We start from the raw sequence: 17,161 nt of genomic DNA on the forward strand, positions 1-17,161 counted from the left end.
GCGTGCTTGCGACACCCTCGACGTCGTTCGACATCGAGGTCGTCGTTCGGGGTCGGCGCCCCGCCCGCGCGCTCAACCCCGGCGCTGCAGGTGCTCCCGCGTCAATTCGTCGATCTGCTCGTCGGTCAGGGCGTCGACGGCGTGGGCCTCGCGGCGATCGGTCCGCTGCCACCGGATGAACAGCGAGATGAGCACCGGGATGTCCGCCACCTCGGCGATGAACCACAGCAGGTCGCCAGCCAGGTGCTGATCGCGCAGCGGCGACGGGAACCACGGCTGCCCCACGGCTTGCACCACCGACCCGTCGAGCACGTGGTTCGTGATCCGCAGCACGATGCCCGGCACCGCGTCGATCATCAGCTCCACGAAGGCGAGGAGGAACTCCGCGGTGACGAACGTCGACGACCGCAGCACCCCGGGTTCCGACAGGGGAGCGAGCAACCCGAACCCGAGCATCGGCACCGTCACCGTGATCACGACGGCCCAGACGGACGATTCGCGGAGGGTCGCCGCGAACGGTGTCAGCAACAGGCCGAACAGGACGAGGGCGACGAGCGGCGCGACGATCGCGTTGCCGAGCAGGCGCACTGGACGCGACCGCATGGCGGCGTCGGCGGCGTGTGCGAGGCGATCCGGGCCTCCTGTCCGGAGCAACGAGACGGGCGCACCGAGCGCGGCGAAGGTGGGGACCGCGAAGAAGAGCAGGGCGGACCGCAGCACGAACGCCCACCGGAGCTGCTGGTCGTACACGCCGACGATGCCGAACTGCAGGATCCCGAACAGCACCAGTGCGGCGACGAACGCGAGAGTGCGCCACCAGGGCCAGCGTGCGCCGCGACGTGCGGCGCCGACGACCCACCAGCCGTAGGCGCCCGCGGCGACGGCGATCATCACCGCGGACAGGGGATCGAACCGCCAGGTGCTCCAGAACTCGGGTGTCGACGGCGTCGGGTGCCTCCAGGGGATCGGCCTGCCGCCATCCTCTGCCCGGCGTGTGTGCCGGTGCAGGCCCGAGCAGCCCCGAACGGTGAGAACCGGTTCAGATCCGGGTGACGCCCCGGGCTGGCGTGGTCCGCGAGAGCAACCACACCCCGATCGGCACGGCCACGGCGCCGATGACCGCGACCCCGAGCGACAGGTGCAGCTGCATCACCAGGAACGCCGGACCGATCGTGCAGAGCGCAGCGAGAGCGACGACCGGCCAGGACGGGCGGTCGGCCGAGGGCAGCAGCCGGGGGAGCGGGCGGTCGAACCACCGGAGCGCGCGAGCAACCCCGAGTGCGACGGCGAGCACCGCGACCAGTGCGATCAGCCGGGACGCCCACCACCCGCCGGAGCCCGGCGACGGGAACGGCACCCCGACCAGCAGGGCGATCCCGTTCAGTGCGATGAACAGCGGCAGGTGCCACAGGTAGATGGTCATGCCGTCGCGGCCGAGGACGAACACGGCGCCGAGCGCGGCCCTGGTGCGCATCAGGCGGGTGAGCGGAGCGTGCACGAGCTGGACCAGGCAGGCCTGCGCGATCGCGAGGAACGCCAGCGGGAGCATCGGCGGGTTGAGGTCCTGCAGCATGTCCGGTGCCCACAAGCCGATCGAGGTCATCGGGATGAGCACGGCGTAGGCGGCGACGGCCACCGCGAGCAGGAGCGTCTTCGACCGCCGTGCGAACCAGCCGTCGGCCCAGAGGAACCCGAGCTGTTGCGCGAAGAGCCACACCGGCCCGAGGTTGAGCAGTCCGACCTCGGCGACCCCGGTGGCCAGGCGGACCGCGTCGATCACCGCGGCGAGCACGAGCAACACGCCGAGCGTCGCCCAGGGTGCGCGCTCGTGGAACCGCATCATCAGCGGCACGCAGCACTGCGTGATGCCGTACGCGGCGAGGAACCAGAGCGGCGAGCCGATGCCGAACGCGACCTCGGCGAGGAGGCCTGGTGGGGTGCCGGCGGCCGTGGCCACACCGAGCCCGAGCGCGAGGAACACGAACAGCGGGACAGCGGGAAGGAACAGCCGCACGAGGCGGGTGGCCAGGTAGTCGCGAGCAGGGCTCGGCGCACCGCGGGCGACGGTGCTGCGCCAGCCGACTGCGCTCGCGAAGCCGCCGACCACGAAGAAGAGGGGCATCACCTGCCCGATCCACGTGGCGGCGACGTACCACGGGAGTTCCTGCAGGGGGCTCGTCACCCGCACCCCGTGGTCGTCGGACGCGACGCCGACCATCGTGACGTGCACGATGACGACGAGGACGACGCAGGCCGTCCGGATGAGGTCGACGACCAGGTCCCGCTTCGCGATGATCCCCCGGACGTCCGGTGCGCTGTTCGCCTGTTCAGACAGGCCGTGGCTCGTGGACATGTCCGGACGCTAGCGTGCGGAACGGTCGGTCCAGCGTTGGTCCAGCTGATCGCGACCGGATCGTGACACTGCGTATTCCGGTCGGGGCATGTGTCGGCGTCCTGGCCCCCGCTGGAAGCCCCGGGGGCGGCTCGTGTACAGTGGCCTCGTTGTCTTGATTCCTGCAAAAGAAAGGCTCAGCATGGACGCCGACGCCGATCTGCTCCGCACCTCGGGCCTCCGGGTCACGACGCCGCGACTCGCGGTGCTCCGGGCCACCGAATCGATGCCGCACGCCACCGCCGACGACATCGTCACGGCGCTCACGGCGGAGCTCCCGACGACCAGCCACCAGGCCGTGTACGGCGTGCTCGCCGCGCTGACCGGCGTCGGCCTCGTCCGACGCATCGAGCCGGCCGGCAGCCCCGCTCGGTACGAGCGACGCACCGGCGACAACCACCACCACATCGTCTGCACCCTGTGCGGCGCGATCGAGGACGTCGACTGCGCCGTCGGGCACTCGCCCTGCCTGACCCCGTCGGACGCGCACGGCTTCGCCGTCACCACCGCCGAGGTCACCTACTGGGGCATCTGCGAGCGGTGCGCCGCGGCCGAGCGCGACGACGCGGGCGATGACGCAGCCCGCGACGCCGGCGATGACGCAGCCAGCGACGCCGGCGCACCAAGCGCAAGCGCAAGCGCAGACGAGTCCGACGCCCCGCGCGTCCCCTGAACCACCCGAGCACCCCTGACCGAACCAACCGTTCCACCCAAGGAGGAACCGTGTCCGACCAGAACACGACGCCCGGCCAGCCGGCCGGCACCCCCACCACGACCACCAACTCCGGCGCTCCCGTCTCGAGCGACGAGCACTCGATGGGCGTCGGGGCCGACGGCCCCCTCGCGCTGCACGACCACTACCTGGTCGAGAAGCTCGCCCAGTTCAACCGCGAGCGCGTGCCGGAGCGCGTCGTCCACGCGAAGGGCGGCGGTGCCTTCGGTACCTTCACCGTCACGCAGGACGTCAGCAAGTACACCCGCGCCGCGTTCCTGCAGCCAGGTCAGCAGACCGAGATGCTCACGCGCTTCTCGTCCGTCGCCGGTGAGCAGGGTTCGCCCGACACGTGGCGCGACCCCCGCGGCTTCGCGCTGAAGTTCTACACGTCCGAGGGCAACTACGACCTCGTCGGGAACAACACGCCCGTCTTCTTCATCCGCGACGGCATCAAGTTCCCCGACTTCATCCGCTCGCAGAAGCGCCTGCCCGGCTCGCACCTGCGCGACCACGACATGCAGTGGGACTTCTGGACCCTGTCGCCCGAGTCCGCGCACCAGGTCACCTGGCTGATGGGCGACCGCGGCCTGCCCGCGTCGTGGCGTGAGATGGACGGCTTCGGCTCGCACACGTACCAGTGGATCAACGCCGAGGGCGAGCGCTTCTGGGTGAAGTACCACTTCCTGACCGAGCAGGGGCACAAGACCCTGACGCAGGAGGATGCCGACCGCATCGCCGGCGAGGACGCGGACTTCCACATCCGCGACCTGCACGCTGCGATCGAGCGCGGCGACCACCCGCGTTGGACGCTCAAGGTGCAGGTCATGCCCTACGAGGACGCCGCGAGCTACCGCTTCAACCCGTTCGACCTGACGAAGGTGTGGCCGCACGCGGACTACCCGCTCATCGAGGTCGGCACGATGGAGCTCAACCGCAACCCGGAGAACTACTTCGCCGAGATCGAGCAGGCGACGTTCGCCCCGTCGAACTTCGTGCCCGGCATCGCCGCCAGCCCGGACAAGATGCTCCTCGCGCGCATCTTCAGCTACGCGGACGCCCACCGCTACCGCGTCGGCACCAACCACGCGCAGCTGCCGGTGAACGCCCCGAAGAACGAGGTGCACTCGTACTCGAAGGACGGCGCCATGCGCTTCGACTTCCAGAAGTCCGAGGTGCCCGTGTACGCGCCGAACTCGCTCGGCGGCGCACACGCCGACCCGACCGCGACCGACGACGTGCCCGGCTGGGAGTCGGACGGCGCGCTGCAGCGCTCCGCCGCGACCCTGCACCCGGAGGACGACGACTTCGGCCAGGCCGGCACGCTCGTCCGCGAGGTCCTCGACGACGCCGCCCGTGCGCGCCTGGTCGGCAACATCGCCGGTCACGTCTCGAAGGTGACGCGCGACGACCTGCGCGAGCGCGTGTTCGCGTACTGGACGAACGTCGACGCCGACCTCGGTGCGCGCGTGCGCGCCGCGGTCGTGCCGAGCGCGCCGGGTTCGAACGAGGACCCGGAGACCGTCGCGGTCGAGGCGTAGTCCGGTGGACGCGGGGGCGTGAGCCCCGGTCCACCACCTGACGGACGGGAGGCGCGGTGCCAGCTGGCACCGTGCCTCCCGTCCGTTCGTGGTCTGGTCCTAGACCTCCTGGCCGTTCAGCCAGATCGGGCCGGCCGGCCAGTCCTCCAGTGCTGCGGCCACCGGCCGCACCATCCAGCCGCCCTGCTCCGTGTTCGTGATGCCGGCGCCCTCGGCGGTGAACGCCGAGAAGGTGCCGACGACCTCGGGGAACTCGTGCCAGCCGAGCTTCGCGTAGAAGGGGATGCGGTTCTCGCCCGCGCCGAGGAAGCCGTACGGCACCGCGAGCCCGTCGAGCACGGCGTGCGTGCGCTCCATGAGTTCCCGTCCCCTGCCCGATCCCTGCAGCCGCGGCGACACGGCGACGAGGCCGGTGTCTCCGACCAGGACGTCGCGCCCGCCGACCGTGATGAACATGCGGCGGATGCCGACATGCGCCAGGACGACGCCGTCCTGGTCGCGGGCGAGGACGCGGCGCTCGGGCTGCATGCCGGACCAGCTGCGGCCGCCCACGTACCAGTGGGACCAGTCCGGGAACGCCTGCGCCAGCAGTGCGGCGATCGCTTCGTGGTCCGGGAGCGAGAGGGAGCTCTCCTCGACCACCTCCCACCGGATGTCATCAGTCACGCGTCCATCCTGCACGGATGTGGCGGTGGTCGTTGCATCCCCGTACTGAACGGTAATACGTTAACGGTGACATCGGGGAGGTGTCGCAACGAAAGGGGAGATCGATGTCGATCAAGAACGTCGTGCTGGGTGCGGTCGTGTTGGGGAGTGTCGTGGGCGGTGGGATCGCGGTCGACACCGCGACGGCGCCGGAGGCGAGTGCTGCGTGCTACGGGTCGGTGACGCTGACCAAGGGGAAGAACAACTCCTGCGGCAACGGCGCGCGGCACTGGAACGCGATCAAGAACGCGTCCTCGAAGTACGGGGCCTGGGTGGGGAAGGGGCACATCTCGGCGCAGAAGCTGTGTTGGGCGAACGTCGTCTCGTACGGCATGACGGCGCGGTAGTGCGCCATCTGTTCGGTGGCCGTGCCGCTGTGTGCGTCGCGGCCACCACGGTCCTCGTCCTGTCTGGCTGTAGCAGCGCTGTGGAGACCACGATGTCGTCGGAGGTAACCCTTGAATCGGCGGGGCCGTGGGCTGAAGAGTTCCGAGCCGCGCTCGATGACGGTGTGTCGGACTTCGAGTTCAGGATCCTCGCTGACGGTGATGTGACCACTGCGGAGCTCGAGGCCGCGCACGACCGCGTGGGTCGGTGCCTCGCGGACTCCGGACTGCGGATCGACTACGACCCGGACGGTGGATTCGGCCTCGAATCACTCGATGGGCGCTACCCCGACGACTTCTTCGAGCGCTCGGACCCGATCCTCCGAAAATGCGAGGAGACCGCCGACGAGTACGTCACACAGCTCTTCGAGGAGACGCGCCGGAATCCTCAACGTCTCGATGACGCGAAGATCACGGTTCCCTGCCTGCGGGATTCCGGCTTGGTGGGAAAGGACTACACCGAGCGGCAGTGGCGGAAGGACTACGACGCCGACACGTTCCCGTTCGACGAGACGAGCGACGCTGCGATCCAGTGCCGTGTCGACCCGCTCGGGCTCTGGCGGCAGTGATGCGCTTCCCGTCTGCCGCACTCCTGGCGCTCGGGGCGATGGTGGTCGCGGCGGCGACGGCCGCCGCCATCGTGGTCACTGTGCCGGCCGAGGTGCCGGCTGCACTCCGGACAGCGGCTCCCGCGAGCACCGTCCGGGTGACCGAGCGCACCGATGCCGATGAACGACAGGTGCAGCTCGCACTCGACACCGGTGCCCCACGGGCGGTCGTGACGTCGCGGACCGGCACGGTGACGACGTCGACGTGCTCGACCGGGACGCCCGTGCGGAGTGGGGACGTCCTCGCGCGGGTCGACGGGCGGCCGGTGATCGCGCTCGCCAGTGACGAGCCGCTGTGGCGCGACCTCGAGCTCGGCGACCGCGGGGCCGACGTCACGGGGTTGCAGCGGGAACTCACGCGCCTCGGTGCCGGACTGAGCATCGACGGCGTCCTCGGCCCGGGCACGCTCCACGCTGCGCAGCAGTTCCTGGTCGACCGAGGCGTCGACCGCGACGACCTGCCCGACGACGTCGTGCCGCGGGACCCGTTCGCATGGGTGTCAGCCGCCGAGAACACCGTCCTGGCGTGCGTGGCCGTCGTCGGGGCAGCGGTCGGGCCCGACGGCGTCCTCGTCGAACTCCCGGCCGAACTCCGCGGTGCGCGCATCGAGGCGCTCCCGGTCGATCCGGCGCCGGGGGAGCGCGTGCTGCGGATCGGGAACGCCGACGTCCCGACCGACGCCGCCGGGGTGGTGTCGTCGCCGACGGCCCTCTCCACGATCACCGCCCTGCCGGAGTACGCGGCCACGGTCGCTTCGGCCGACGGCACACCGACGGTGGCCGCGACGTGGGCGCTCAGCCGGCCACGAACGGTCCAGGTGGTGCCACCGACGGCCCTCTGGGACCTCGAGGGTGACCGGGCGTGCCTGCAACCGACGACGGGGCGGTCGCTCCGGGTCGAGGTCCTCGGGTCGGAGCTCGGGCAGTCGTTCGTCCGGGTGCCCAGCGGACGAACGCTCGACCGGATCCGTGCCGAGCCGGACCGGTCCAGCTCGTGTCGGTGACGCTCGAGGGCGTCGGGCACGTCTGGCCGAACGGCACCGTGCTGTTCGACCGCGTCGACCGCACCTTCGCCGAGGGGAGCGTGACCGCGGTCGTCGGGCCGAGCGGCTCCGGCAAGTCAACGCTGCTCGCGATCCTCGCCGGGATGCTCCGTCCGACGCGCGGCGCCGCCGTCCGTCCGCCGGGCTGTCGGCCGCTCTGGGTGTTCCAGAACCCGCACGGGGTTGCCCGCCGCCGCGTGCTCGACCACGTCGCGCTGCCGTTCGTCGCCCAGGGCGCGGATCGTCGGACCGCAGACGTCCGGGCACTCGAGGTCCTCGAGCGCTTCGGGCTCGGCTCGCGAGCGCACGCGCGGTTCGCCGAACTGTCCGGTGGCGAGGCGCAACGCCTGATGCTCGCGCGCGCGATCGCGAGTGCGCCGGGTCTGATGCTGGTCGACGAGCCGACGGCGCAACTCGACCGGGCGACCGCGATCGAGGTGAACCGTGGGATCGGTGCGCTCGCCGCGTCGGGGACGGTCGTCGTCGTCGCCACGCACGACGACGCGACCCGTGACGCCTGCGACGGAGTGCTCGACCTCGGTCGGTACCGATGAGCCCCCGCCGGATGCAGGTGACCGAGGTCTGGCGGGAGGCGTGGCGCGACATCGCCTCCGGAGCTTCATGGGCAGCCACGGCCGCTGTCGTCCTCGCGGTGCTGCTCAGTGGTGTCGTTGGCCTGCGCGCCGCAGCGGTCGCCGATGACGTCCGGGCTGCTGCGGAGTTCGTCGCGAGCGTTGCGGCGACGACCGTCCAGCGGGCCGAGGGCCGGATCGACGGCCGCGTGTGCGATGCCCTCGCGGATGCCGAAGGGGTCATCGCGTCCGGTGCGCTCCGGCGCCTCGACGCCGGAGTCGTCCCCGCCGCGCTGCCGGGCTCGGCGATCCCGACCTACGAGGTGACCGCCGGGGTGCGTGGTCTGCTCGGCGGCTCGGCTGCCGACGGGGCCGCGGGAGTGATCATCTCGCCCACGGTGCACGAGACCCTGGGGCTTGCTGCCGGCGATCGCCTCGTGACGGTGGGCGGCGCGGGCACCGGAGTCGCCGGTGTGTACGACCACCCCGACGACGGCCGGGACCCCGACCTGGAGTACGCGGTCCTCGCGCCGACGGTGGACGACGGGTCGCCGTTCGACGCCTGCTGGGTGACGGTGTGGCCGCAGCGCGACGACACGGTCTCGATGCTCCGGCGCACCGTCCTGCCGACGAGCGGGGCCGAGGGCGAAGACCGACCGACCGCCGGGCAGCTCAACCCGACCCTGGGCGCGGTCTTCACCCCCGCGGTGCGGCAGCCAGTGCTCGTCCCGTTCGGTGCAGCGGCCCTCGTGGGGCTGACGATCGGCGCGGCAGCGGTCGCACGGCGCCGGCTCGCCCTGGCCTCCGACCGGCACGTCGGGGTACCGCGGAGCGCGCAGGTCCTCGGCATCGTCCTGCAGCACGTGGTCTGGGGATCGGTCGGGGCCCTGGTCGCGACCAGCGTCGCGGTGGTGTCGGTGCGTGGCCTCGACGTCGACGACGCGCTGCCGATCGTGCGCGAGGCGATCGCGATCGCGTCCCTCGGGCTCGTCGGCGCGTTGCTCGGTGGGGCGCTCGCCGCAGCCGCGATCCGCGAGCGCGCGCTGCACCGCTACTTCCGCTCCCGCTGACCGCGACTGGCGAGTCGGACGCGCACCTGGCCGCCCGTCGCCTGCGCGCCCGGTCCGCTGCTCGTCTCGTCCGCCAAAGCGACAGATCGCCGCGAACTGTTCGCGGCGATCTGTCGCTTTGGCGGACACCTCGCACCGGGGTCGCGTGGATCTGTCGCTTTGGCGCAGGCGACCGGCGCCCATTTGGTTGACGCGTCAACCAAATGGGCGCACACTGGTGCCATGCACACGCAGGACCTCCTCGCCGCCGACACCGGGATGGGTGCCGTCACCCTCCGCGTCGCGAACCTCGACCGGATGATCGGCTACTACCGCGACGGCGTCCAGCTCGCGCTGCTCTCGAACGAGGGCGGCGTCGCCGTGCTGGGGCGACCGGGCGCCGGTGGCCTGGCGATCCCGATCGTGATCCTCGAGCACGCGCCGTCGATGCAGCACGCCGGCCCGCACGACGCCGGCCTGTTCCACACCGCGATCCTGTTCGACACGAGGGCCGACCTGGCCGCCGCGCTCTACTCGGTCGCGACGAAGTTCCCGCAGACCTTCACCGGCAGTGCCGATCACCTGGTGAGCAACGCGTTCTACTTCACCGATCCCGAGGGCAACGGCGTCGAGCTGTACTGGGACCGCGACCGCACAGAGTGGTCGTGGACGCACGGCATGGTCGACATGGACACGAAGTACGTCGACCCGAACGCGTTCCTGCAGGAGCACCTGACGGCCGACGCGGTGGAGTCCGCGCCGAACGCGCCGGGTCGGGTCGGCCACGTGCACCTGTCGGTCGGCGACGTCGCCAGCGCGAAGGACTTCTACGTCGACAAGCTCGGCTTCGCGACGACGGCCGGGTGGGGCGAGGCACTGTTCGTCAGCGCCGGCGGGTACCACCACCACATGGCGATGAACACCTGGAACTCCCGCGGCGCCGGGCGCCGCCAGCTCGCGCTCGGGCTGGGGCTCGTGCGGATCGAGGTGCCCGGGTCGGACGACCTCGGTGCCCTCGTCGCACGCATGCACGACACCGGGGTGCAGACCGCCGACGACGGCCGGACGGTCGCGTTCGAGGACCCGTGGGCGAACCGCATCGAGGTGACCGCGCCCGGTCGCGGCTGAGCCCGCGGGCGGCCGAGACTCGGGCTGAGCGACACTTCTCGCGCCCGCAGCCACGAGCAGTGTCGCTGACCCCGAGACTCGGCGCCGGCTGCCGACTGCGCGGGTCACGCGCGGTTCGAGATCCCGCCGTCCGACGTCAGCAGCTGCCCGTTCACCCAGCGTCCCTGCTCCGAGCAGAGGAACCCGACGAGTGCAGCGGTGTCCGACGGTCGTCCGAGCCGGCCGAGCGGCGTGCCCTCGACCGCCCAGCGCTTGACGTCGTCGGACATCCACCCGGTGTCGTTCGGGCCGGGGTTCACCACGTTCGCGCTGACGCCGAGGCTGCCGAGCTCCTTCGCGGCACCGAACACGAGGCGGTCGAGTGCCCCCTTCGACGCCCCGTACGGCAGGTTGTACGCGATGTGGTCGCTCGTCAGTGCGACGATCCGCCGTCGGTCCCGCGGCGCGGCGTCGCCAGCGCGTTCGAGTGCCGCCGCGTACGCCTGCACGAGCAGGAACGGCGCGCGGGCGTTGACCGCGAAGTGCCGGTCCCACGACTCGACCGACGTGGTCCGGACGTCCGAGTCGACCGATTCGCAGTGCGACATCACCAGCGCGGTGACGGGTGCGCCCGCCTCGGTCTCGGCGCGGCCGACCAGGGCGGCCGCCTGGTCCGGGTCCTCCAGGTCGACCGGGAGGCGCGTCACGCGTGCACCCACCGACTCGCACTCCTGCACGACGGATTCGACCCCGTCGGGATCCGCCCCACCGCTCACGCGGTCGTCGTACGGGCCCCACCACGAGATGGCCAGGTCCCAGCCGTCGGTCGCCAGACGGGTGGCGAGCGCCGCGCCGATGCCGGCTCTGCGGCCCACGCCGGTCACCAGGGCGAGTGGTCGTGCGGACGTCATACGGGCCTCCTGTCCGGTGCGCCGTCGCACCGATCGCCACCCAGTCTGCCGGAACCGGCCACGCGTGTGGCCATCGCACTCGGTGTCCTGTCGGCGAGGACCGGCACGTGAGGGCCAAGATGGACGGATGCCACGCACACGACCCCCGCTCGGACGCGGACGCGGACCCCGCGGCGGTCGTCCGGACCCGCGCGACCTGCCGATCGAGCACGTGCGTGACCGGATGTCGTCCTACATCTACGGCAACATCACGGTGCTCGCCGCCGCGATCGCCGTCGACCCGGCCGCGATCCACCACGGTTCGGCGATCTGGGCCGTCCTGGCGACCGCGGTCCTGACCTACCTGGCGCACGTGCTCGCGCACCTGGTGGCGCACGGCCTCGGCGGCGACGACTCCCAGACGGACGACGCCCGCCGCGAATCGGTCGTGACGATCATGCGGAACGCGAACCCGATCGCGACGTCCGGGCTCATCCCCGCGGTGCTGTACGCGGTGGCCTGGATCGGGTGGATCCCGACGGGGTGGGCGCAGACGGCCGCCCTGGTCATCCTGGTCGTGCGCATCGGGATGGTCGGCGTCTTCATGCAGCGCTTCAGCGGCAAGCGGCCCACGTTCCTCGGGCTCTGGGGTGGCATCGTGCTGGCCGCCGTGGCGTTCGTGATCGGTCTCGTGAAGGTGGTGTTGACGCATTGAGCGCCACCGAGTCCGAGCCGAAGCCGAAGCGCGCCGGCTGGAGGTTCCTCCGCGACCTCGTCGTCATCGTCGTCGTGGCGCTGCTGGCGTCGTTCCTGGTGAAGACCTACCTGGTCCGGTCCTTCTACATCCCGTCCGCGTCGATGGAGAACACGCTGCTCATCGGCGACCGTGTGCTCGTCAACGAACTCGTCCCCGGCGCCGTGCCGCTGCAGCGCGGTGACGTCGTCGTGTTCCAGGACCCGGGCGGCTGGCTCGGCACCGGGCAGGGAGACGACCTGATCAAGCGCGTGATCGGCCTGCCCGGCGACACCGTCTCGTGCTGCGGCACCGGTGGTCGGCTGTCGGTGAACGGCCACCCGGTCGACGAACCGTACGTGGTGCCCGAGATCGGGTCGGACCGGGTCTCCGGCACCGACTTCGACATCACCGTGCCGAAGGGGCGCATCTGGGTGATGGGCGACAACCGGTACAACTCGGCGGACTCCCGCGTGCACGGCACGGTGCCGGTCGACGACGTGGTCGGTCGTGCGTTCATCACCACGTGGCCGGTGTCACGGTGGACGGTGCTCTCGCGGTACGCGGACGAGTGGGACCAGGTGCCCGACCCGTGACGACTTCCGATGCTGCACCCGTGGACGCTGCGCCCATGGACGCGGTGCCCATCAACGCTGTGCCGATCAACGCTGCGCCGATCAACGCTGCGCCGATCAACGCTGCGCCGATCAACGCTGCGCCCATGGACGCTGTGCCCATCAACTACGTGACCGGGGGTGACGCAGAGCTGTCGATCCGGCGCATCGGGACGCACGGACACCGCTCCGGCACGATCGGCCCCCGACCGGACCACGTGGTCTTCTGGCTCGCCGACGGCCGTGCCCGCCTGACCGCGGACGACGGCTCGAGCTGGGACGTCGGCGCCGAACGCCCGATGATGCTCTCCGCCTCGGTGGCGTACGGCTTCGACACCGACGCCACGGCGATGACCCTGCTGCACCTGTCTCCGGCGTTGCTCGGCGGGCGCGCGGGCGACGGCGACCGCCACGGCGACGGCGACCGCGGCGGCGGCGGCCCAGCGGCCGAGTTCCGGCAACCGGACGCCGCCGACCCCCGGATCGAGCCCCTCCGAGCACTGCTCCGCGACGTCACCGGTCGCGTCCTCGACCCCGCGCTGCTGCCCGACGAGCGGGCCGCCCTGAACCGACGCATCGCGACGGTCGTGCTCTCGACGTTCTCACCGTCACGGTCCGACGTCGAGCACCGCATGCGTCGTGCGATCCGCTTCGTGCACGAGCAGGCCGACCGGCCGCTCTCGGTGGCCGACATCGCGGACTCGTGCGGCCTGAGCGAGCGCGGCGTGCAGGACCTCTTCCGCCGGCGGCTCGCGGTGACGCCGATGCAGTACCTGCGCGAGGTCCGGCTCGACCGGGTCCACCTCGAACTCGGCCGGTCGCGGTCGGGCGCGCTGCTCGTGAGCGACGTCGCCCGGCGCTGGCAGTTCACGCACCTCGGTCGCTTCGCCGCCCACTACCGCGCACGCTTCGGCGAGCAGCCGCACGAGACGATCGCGCGAGGTCCCGGCGCGGTCTGAACCGACCCGCGCTCAGCAGCCCGTTGTCGTCAGGGTGACCGTCGCGACGGCGTCGTTCGTCACCGTCGTCGTCTGCGGACACAGCGAGCCCGCGCGGACCGTCACCTTGCCGAGCGGGACGCCCGCGAAGTCCGCGGTGCCACCGGGGAACACCCGCTGGTGCTCGGAGAGCTTGCCCGTCGACGCGAAGACCTTGACCTCGTACGGGTGGTCGGCGGCGTTGTCCGACACGGTGACCGAGACCTGGCCGGTCGAGTCGTGGGCGCCGCACCCCGCGAGCGTCAGCAGGGCCGCCGCGGCGAGGGCGACAGCGGGCAGGACACGACGGGACACGCGTCCAGGGTAGTCCGGCACCGGGTCGCGCCGGACCAGGGCCGGCCGCCGAGCGCTCGGCGAGCCTGCCCCGTGGACTGGGGTGGTGCGTCCTCCGTAGTGGGGACAGGCCCTGTCCGGTTGGCGCGTTAGCGTGGGTGCATGCACTCGGAGACAGCGACGACCGTCCCAGTCACCGGCGCGCCCGACGCCGTACGCCGCGCAGCGCTGCTCGCCGCACTCGACGTGGTCGAGGGTGGCGCCGAGGAGCGCTTCGACCGGATCACCCGCATCGCGCGTGAAGCCCTCGGCGTCTCCGGCTCCTTCCTGAACCTGGCGGGCGAGACATCGCTGACCATCAAGTCCCAGCAGAGCGACAGCCACTTCGGACCGGTCATCCCGCTGCAGGACACCTTCTGCGGGCGCACCCTGGGGGAGCGCGGCCCCGTGCTCGTGCCGGATGCGCGCATCGACGCCCGCTACTCCGACATGCCGATGGTCGTCGGCGACCCGAACGTGCGCTTCTACGCCGGGGTCCCGCTGCGGCTCGGCGACGACGACGTCAAGGTCGGCACGCTCTGCCTCATCGACCCGGAACCGCGGACCCTCGACGCCGACGAGGTCGCCCTGCTCCAGGAACTCGGTGTCTGGGCCGAGCGGGAACTGGCAGCCGGCGCCGACGAGGACCGCCTGCGGTCCGTGCTCGCGGGGCTCGAACCCGGCACGGTCGACGTACCCGGCTACCGGATCGCGGGGCTGTCGGTGCCGCACGGCGTCGTCTCCGGCGACTTCCACGACTGGCACCGTTCCGGCGACGACGCCGTGCACCTGACCGTGGCGGACGTCATGGGCAAGGGCATGTCGGCTGGGCTGCTCGCCGCGAACATCCGCGGCGCACTGCTCGCCCGCGGCGACCTGGCACCCGACGTCGCCGTCGCCGAGCTCGAGGCGCAGGTCGCACCCGACCTCAGCCGCGCCGAGTCGTTCGCGACGATGTTCCACGGCCGGCTCACGCCCTCGACCGGCCGGATCGACTTCACCGACGCCGGACACGGGCTCGTCCTGCAGCTCCGCGACGACGGCGCCGAGCGCATCCTGCGGTCGTCGGACCTGCCGATCGGGCTGCACCCCGCGGGCATCGAACGTGCCTCCGGCTCGCTCGTCATGCGTCCGGGTGACGTGGTCATCGTGGTCAGCGACGGCGCGCTCGAGCTGTGGGACTCCACCCTCGCGTCGCTGTCGCAGCTCGGGGTGCTCTACCGCGAGTCGCCGGACATCGCGACGTTCCTGCAGCGGGTGCGGTCGCGTGCGGTCGACCACGACCCGGGCGACGACCTGACCGTCGTCGTGGTCGCGCGGGATTAGGCGCCGAGGCGCTCGATGAGCTCGGCGTAGCGCGCGGCGGTGCGGGACACGATCGCCTCGGGCAGCACCGGGGGCGTGCCCTTGCGGTCCCAGTTGGCGCTGAGCCAGTCGCGCACGATCTGCTTGTCGAAGGAGTCCGTCCGACCGTCGGCCCGGGCGTCCCAGTACCGGCTCGAGTCGCTGGTCAGGACCTCGTCCGCGATCCGGATCCGGCCGTCGGCGTCCTGCCCGAACTCGAACTTGGTGTCCGCGATCACGACGTCGCGCTCGAGGGCGATCGCGGCTGCCTCGGTGTACACGTGCAGCGACAGGTCGCGCAGGGTCGCCGCGACCTCGGCGCCGACCAGGTCGACGGTCTGCTCGTACGAGATGTTCTCGTCGTGCTCGCCCTGCGGTGCCTTGTAGGCGGGGGTGTAGATCGGCTCGGGCAACCGGTCGCCGTTCGACAGCCCCTGGGGCAGGGCGACGCCGCAGACGCTGCCGGTCTGCTGGTACTCGGCCCAGCCGCTGCCGACCAGGTACCCGCGCACGACGCACTCGACGGGGAACATCTCGAGCGGCATGACGTGCATCGATCGCGACTCGACCTCGGCCGGTACGGGGGTGCCACCGGACGACGGGCCGATGATGTGGTTCGGCACGTCGCTCAGCTGCGTGAACCAGAAGCGCGACAGGCGGGTGAGCAGCTCGCCCTTGCCGGGGATCGGTGGCTCGAGTGCGAAGTCGTAGGCACTGACGCGGTCGGACGCCACGAGCAGCAGCTCGGACGCACTCTGGATGTCGGCGGTGCCGGTCGGCACGTAGAGCTCGCGGACCTTGCCCGACGAGACGTGCTCCCAGCCCTCGATCACGGGAGCGGCGCTCATCGGGTGACCTTCGCGGCGATGTCGGTGCGGTACTGCGCGCCCTGCAGGGTGATGTCGCCGAGGCCCGCGTAGGCGCGCTCCCGCGCCTGGACGAAGTCGGCGCCGGTCGCGACGACGCTGAGCACACGACCGCCGGTGGCGACGAGGGAGCCGTCGAGCAGCCCGGTGGCGGCGTGTGCGACGGAGACGCCGTCGCGGGCGTTCGCGGCGTCGATGCCGGTGATCGGACGGCCGGTCTGCGGGTTCTCCGGGTAGCCCTCGCTCGCGAGCACGACCGTGACCGCGGCGTCCGGACGGAACGAGGGTTCCGGGGTGCCCCCGAGCTGGCCTGTTGCGGCGGCGAGCAGCAGTCCGCTCAGCGGCGTCGCCAGGCGGGGGAGGACGACCTGGGTCTCCGGGTCGCCGAAGCGGGCGTTGAACTCGATGACCCGGACGCCCTGCTCGGTGACGATGAGCCCGCAGTAGAGGAGCCCGACGAACGGGGTGCCCTCGTGCTCGAGACGACGGACGGTGGGCAGCGCGACCAGCTCGGTGACCTCGTCGACGAAGGCCTGCTCGGACGCCCAACGATCGGCCAGCCACGGCAGCGGCGAGTAGGCGCCCATCCCGCCGGTGTTCGGCCCGAGATCGCCGTCGGCCAGGCGCTTGTAGTCCTGCGCGGGGCTGAGCGGGCGGACGTCGTGGCCGTCGCTCAGGAAGAACAACGAGACCTCTTCGCCGTCGAGGAACTCCTCGACCACGACGTGCCCGTGCTGCAGCCAGTAGGTGGCGTGGTCGATCGCGGCCTGACGGTCCTCGGTCACGAGGACGCCCTTGCCCGCGGCCAGCCCGTCGGCCTTCACGACGTACGGAGCGCCGAGCTCGTCGATCGCGGCGACGGCCTCGTCCGCCGTGCCGGCGTACACCGGGCGGCCGGTCGGCACGTTCGCCTCGGACATGATGCGCTTGGCGAAGGCCTTCGAGCCCTCGAGTTGCGCGGCGGCCTTGCCCGGCCCGAAGACCGGGATGCCCCGGGTGCGGACGGGGTCGGCCACACCGGCGATGAGCGGCGCCTCGGGCCCGACGACGACCAGTTCGACGCCGTTCTCGATCGCGTACTCGGCGACGAGTGCGCCGTTGGTGGGGTCGAGGGAGACGGTCTCGACATCGGCGGCGATGCCGGCGTTGCCGGGAGCAGCCGTGATGACGTGGCCCGCCTGTTCAGCGAGGAGGGCCGTGATGATCGCGTGCTCGCGGGCACCGGAACCGAGGACGAGGATTCGCACCCGATCACCCTACCGATCAGGACTCGCCCCCCGCGAGGCGAC

General features: G+C 71.7%; 19 protein-coding genes. 12 read left to right on the forward strand and 7 right to left on the reverse strand.

Features of this window, described 5'->3' with window-relative positions; translation table 11 throughout:
* Window positions 1-72 precede the first annotated feature (72 nt).
* Complete coding sequence (locus tag ITJ60_RS15090) at window positions 73-891, reverse strand: cytochrome c oxidase assembly protein (protein WP_194648612.1); 819 nt, start codon at window positions 889-891, stop codon at window positions 73-75.
* Between the two features lie 148 nt (window positions 892-1,039).
* Window positions 1,040-2,353 carry an acyltransferase family protein gene (locus ITJ60_RS15095; protein WP_194648516.1) on the reverse strand — a complete coding sequence of 438 codons (1,314 nt, stop codon included), beginning with the start codon at window positions 2,351-2,353 and terminating at the stop codon, window positions 1,040-1,042.
* A 181-nt stretch (window positions 2,354-2,534) separates the two neighbouring features.
* On the opposite strand from ITJ60_RS15095, the gene ITJ60_RS15100 reads away from it, so the two are divergent.
* Window positions 2,535-3,065, forward strand: a complete 531-nt coding sequence (locus tag ITJ60_RS15100; RefSeq protein ID WP_228510423.1) for a Fur family transcriptional regulator — start codon at window positions 2,535-2,537, stop codon at window positions 3,063-3,065.
* Window positions 3,066-3,115: 50 nt separating this feature from the next.
* Window positions 3,116-4,645 carry a catalase gene (locus ITJ60_RS15105; protein WP_194648517.1) on the forward strand — a complete coding sequence of 510 codons (1,530 nt, stop codon included), beginning with the start codon at window positions 3,116-3,118 and terminating at the stop codon, window positions 4,643-4,645.
* Between the two features lie 99 nt (window positions 4,646-4,744).
* Here the strand turns inward: ITJ60_RS15105 and ITJ60_RS15110 are convergent, their stop codons facing one another.
* Window positions 4,745-5,311, reverse strand: a complete 567-nt coding sequence (locus ITJ60_RS15110) for a GNAT family N-acetyltransferase (RefSeq protein WP_194648518.1) — start codon at window positions 5,309-5,311, stop codon at window positions 4,745-4,747.
* Window positions 5,312-5,415: 104 nt separating this feature from the next.
* Here ITJ60_RS15110 and ITJ60_RS15115 point away from each other — a divergent pair, with 104 nt between their 5' ends.
* The 6 genes from ITJ60_RS15115 (at window position 5,416) to ITJ60_RS15140 (ending at window position 10,136) form a co-directional block, all read left to right on the forward strand.
* A complete protein-coding gene (locus ITJ60_RS15115; RefSeq protein ID WP_194648519.1) occupies window positions 5,416-5,697 on the forward strand; it encodes a hypothetical protein in 282 nt (93 codons plus the stop codon).
* Between the two features lie 80 nt (window positions 5,698-5,777).
* A complete protein-coding gene (locus ITJ60_RS15120; RefSeq protein WP_194648520.1) occupies window positions 5,778-6,305 on the forward strand; it encodes a hypothetical protein in 528 nt (175 codons plus the stop codon).
* Window positions 6,305-7,348 carry a peptidoglycan-binding domain-containing protein gene (locus ITJ60_RS15125; protein WP_194648521.1) on the forward strand — a complete coding sequence of 348 codons (1,044 nt, stop codon included), beginning with the start codon at window positions 6,305-6,307 and terminating at the stop codon, window positions 7,346-7,348. Before ITJ60_RS15120 ends, ITJ60_RS15125 begins: the two co-directional genes overlap by 1 nt.
* Entirely contained in the window at window positions 7,339-7,941 is a 603-nt protein-coding gene (locus ITJ60_RS15130; protein ID WP_194648522.1) for an ABC transporter ATP-binding protein, read from the forward strand. The genes ITJ60_RS15125 and ITJ60_RS15130 overlap by 10 nt, the downstream gene beginning before the upstream one ends.
* Window positions 7,938-9,029: a hypothetical protein gene (locus ITJ60_RS15135; RefSeq protein ID WP_194648523.1), complete on the forward strand. Its 1,092-nt coding sequence runs from the start codon at window positions 7,938-7,940 to the stop codon at window positions 9,027-9,029. Before ITJ60_RS15130 ends, ITJ60_RS15135 begins: the two co-directional genes overlap by 4 nt.
* Before the next feature lie 222 nt (window positions 9,030-9,251).
* Window positions 9,252-10,136, forward strand: a complete 885-nt coding sequence (locus tag ITJ60_RS15140; protein ID WP_123340130.1) for a VOC family protein — start codon at window positions 9,252-9,254, stop codon at window positions 10,134-10,136.
* A gap of 104 nt (window positions 10,137-10,240) precedes the next feature.
* Here ITJ60_RS15140 and ITJ60_RS15145 read toward each other — a convergent pair whose 3' ends face one another.
* Window positions 10,241-11,026 carry an SDR family oxidoreductase gene (locus ITJ60_RS15145; protein WP_194648524.1) on the reverse strand — a complete coding sequence of 262 codons (786 nt, stop codon included), beginning with the start codon at window positions 11,024-11,026 and terminating at the stop codon, window positions 10,241-10,243.
* Window positions 11,027-11,153: 127 nt separating this feature from the next.
* Here ITJ60_RS15145 and ITJ60_RS15150 point away from each other — a divergent pair, with 127 nt between their 5' ends.
* The 3 genes from ITJ60_RS15150 to ITJ60_RS15160 are packed head-to-tail and all read left to right on the forward strand — an operon-like array spanning window position 11,154 to window position 13,311.
* A complete protein-coding gene (locus ITJ60_RS15150; protein ID WP_123937518.1) occupies window positions 11,154-11,720 on the forward strand; it encodes a hypothetical protein in 567 nt (188 codons plus the stop codon).
* The gene (gene lepB / locus ITJ60_RS15155; protein ID WP_194648525.1) at window positions 11,717-12,334 is read left to right on the forward strand and encodes a signal peptidase I; all 618 of its coding nucleotides are present in this window, start codon (window positions 11,717-11,719) and stop codon (window positions 12,332-12,334) included. The genes ITJ60_RS15150 and lepB overlap by 4 nt, the downstream gene beginning before the upstream one ends.
* A gap of 35 nt (window positions 12,335-12,369) precedes the next feature.
* Window positions 12,370-13,311 (forward strand): helix-turn-helix transcriptional regulator, encoded by a 942-nt coding sequence (locus ITJ60_RS15160; RefSeq protein WP_194648526.1) that lies wholly within the window; start codon window positions 12,370-12,372, stop codon window positions 13,309-13,311.
* A gap of 12 nt (window positions 13,312-13,323) precedes the next feature.
* Here the strand turns inward: ITJ60_RS15160 and ITJ60_RS15165 are convergent, their stop codons facing one another.
* The gene (locus ITJ60_RS15165; protein WP_194648527.1) at window positions 13,324-13,644 is read right to left on the reverse strand and encodes a hypothetical protein; all 321 of its coding nucleotides are present in this window, start codon (window positions 13,642-13,644) and stop codon (window positions 13,324-13,326) included.
* Window positions 13,645-13,785: 141 nt separating this feature from the next.
* Between ITJ60_RS15165 and ITJ60_RS15170 the strand changes: the two genes are divergently transcribed.
* Entirely contained in the window at window positions 13,786-14,988 is a 1,203-nt protein-coding gene (locus ITJ60_RS15170; RefSeq protein ID WP_123340135.1) for a PP2C family protein-serine/threonine phosphatase, read from the forward strand.
* On the opposite strand, the gene ITJ60_RS15175 is transcribed toward ITJ60_RS15170, so the two are convergent.
* Both ITJ60_RS15175 and purD read right to left on the reverse strand, forming a co-directional pair.
* The gene (locus ITJ60_RS15175; protein WP_194648528.1) at window positions 14,985-15,854 is read right to left on the reverse strand and encodes a phosphoribosylaminoimidazolesuccinocarboxamide synthase; all 870 of its coding nucleotides are present in this window, start codon (window positions 15,852-15,854) and stop codon (window positions 14,985-14,987) included. The two genes, ITJ60_RS15170 and ITJ60_RS15175, sit on opposite strands and share 4 nt — an antisense overlap.
* The gene (gene purD, locus ITJ60_RS15180) at window positions 15,851-17,119 is read right to left on the reverse strand and encodes a phosphoribosylamine--glycine ligase (RefSeq protein ID WP_194648529.1); all 1,269 of its coding nucleotides are present in this window, start codon (window positions 17,117-17,119) and stop codon (window positions 15,851-15,853) included. The genes ITJ60_RS15175 and purD overlap by 4 nt, the downstream gene beginning before the upstream one ends.
* Window positions 17,120-17,161 lie beyond the last annotated feature (42 nt).

This window comes from Curtobacterium sp. VKM Ac-2884 (genome assembly GCF_015350945.1).
In the GTDB taxonomy this organism is placed as follows: Bacteria; Actinomycetota; Actinomycetes; order Actinomycetales; family Microbacteriaceae; genus Curtobacterium.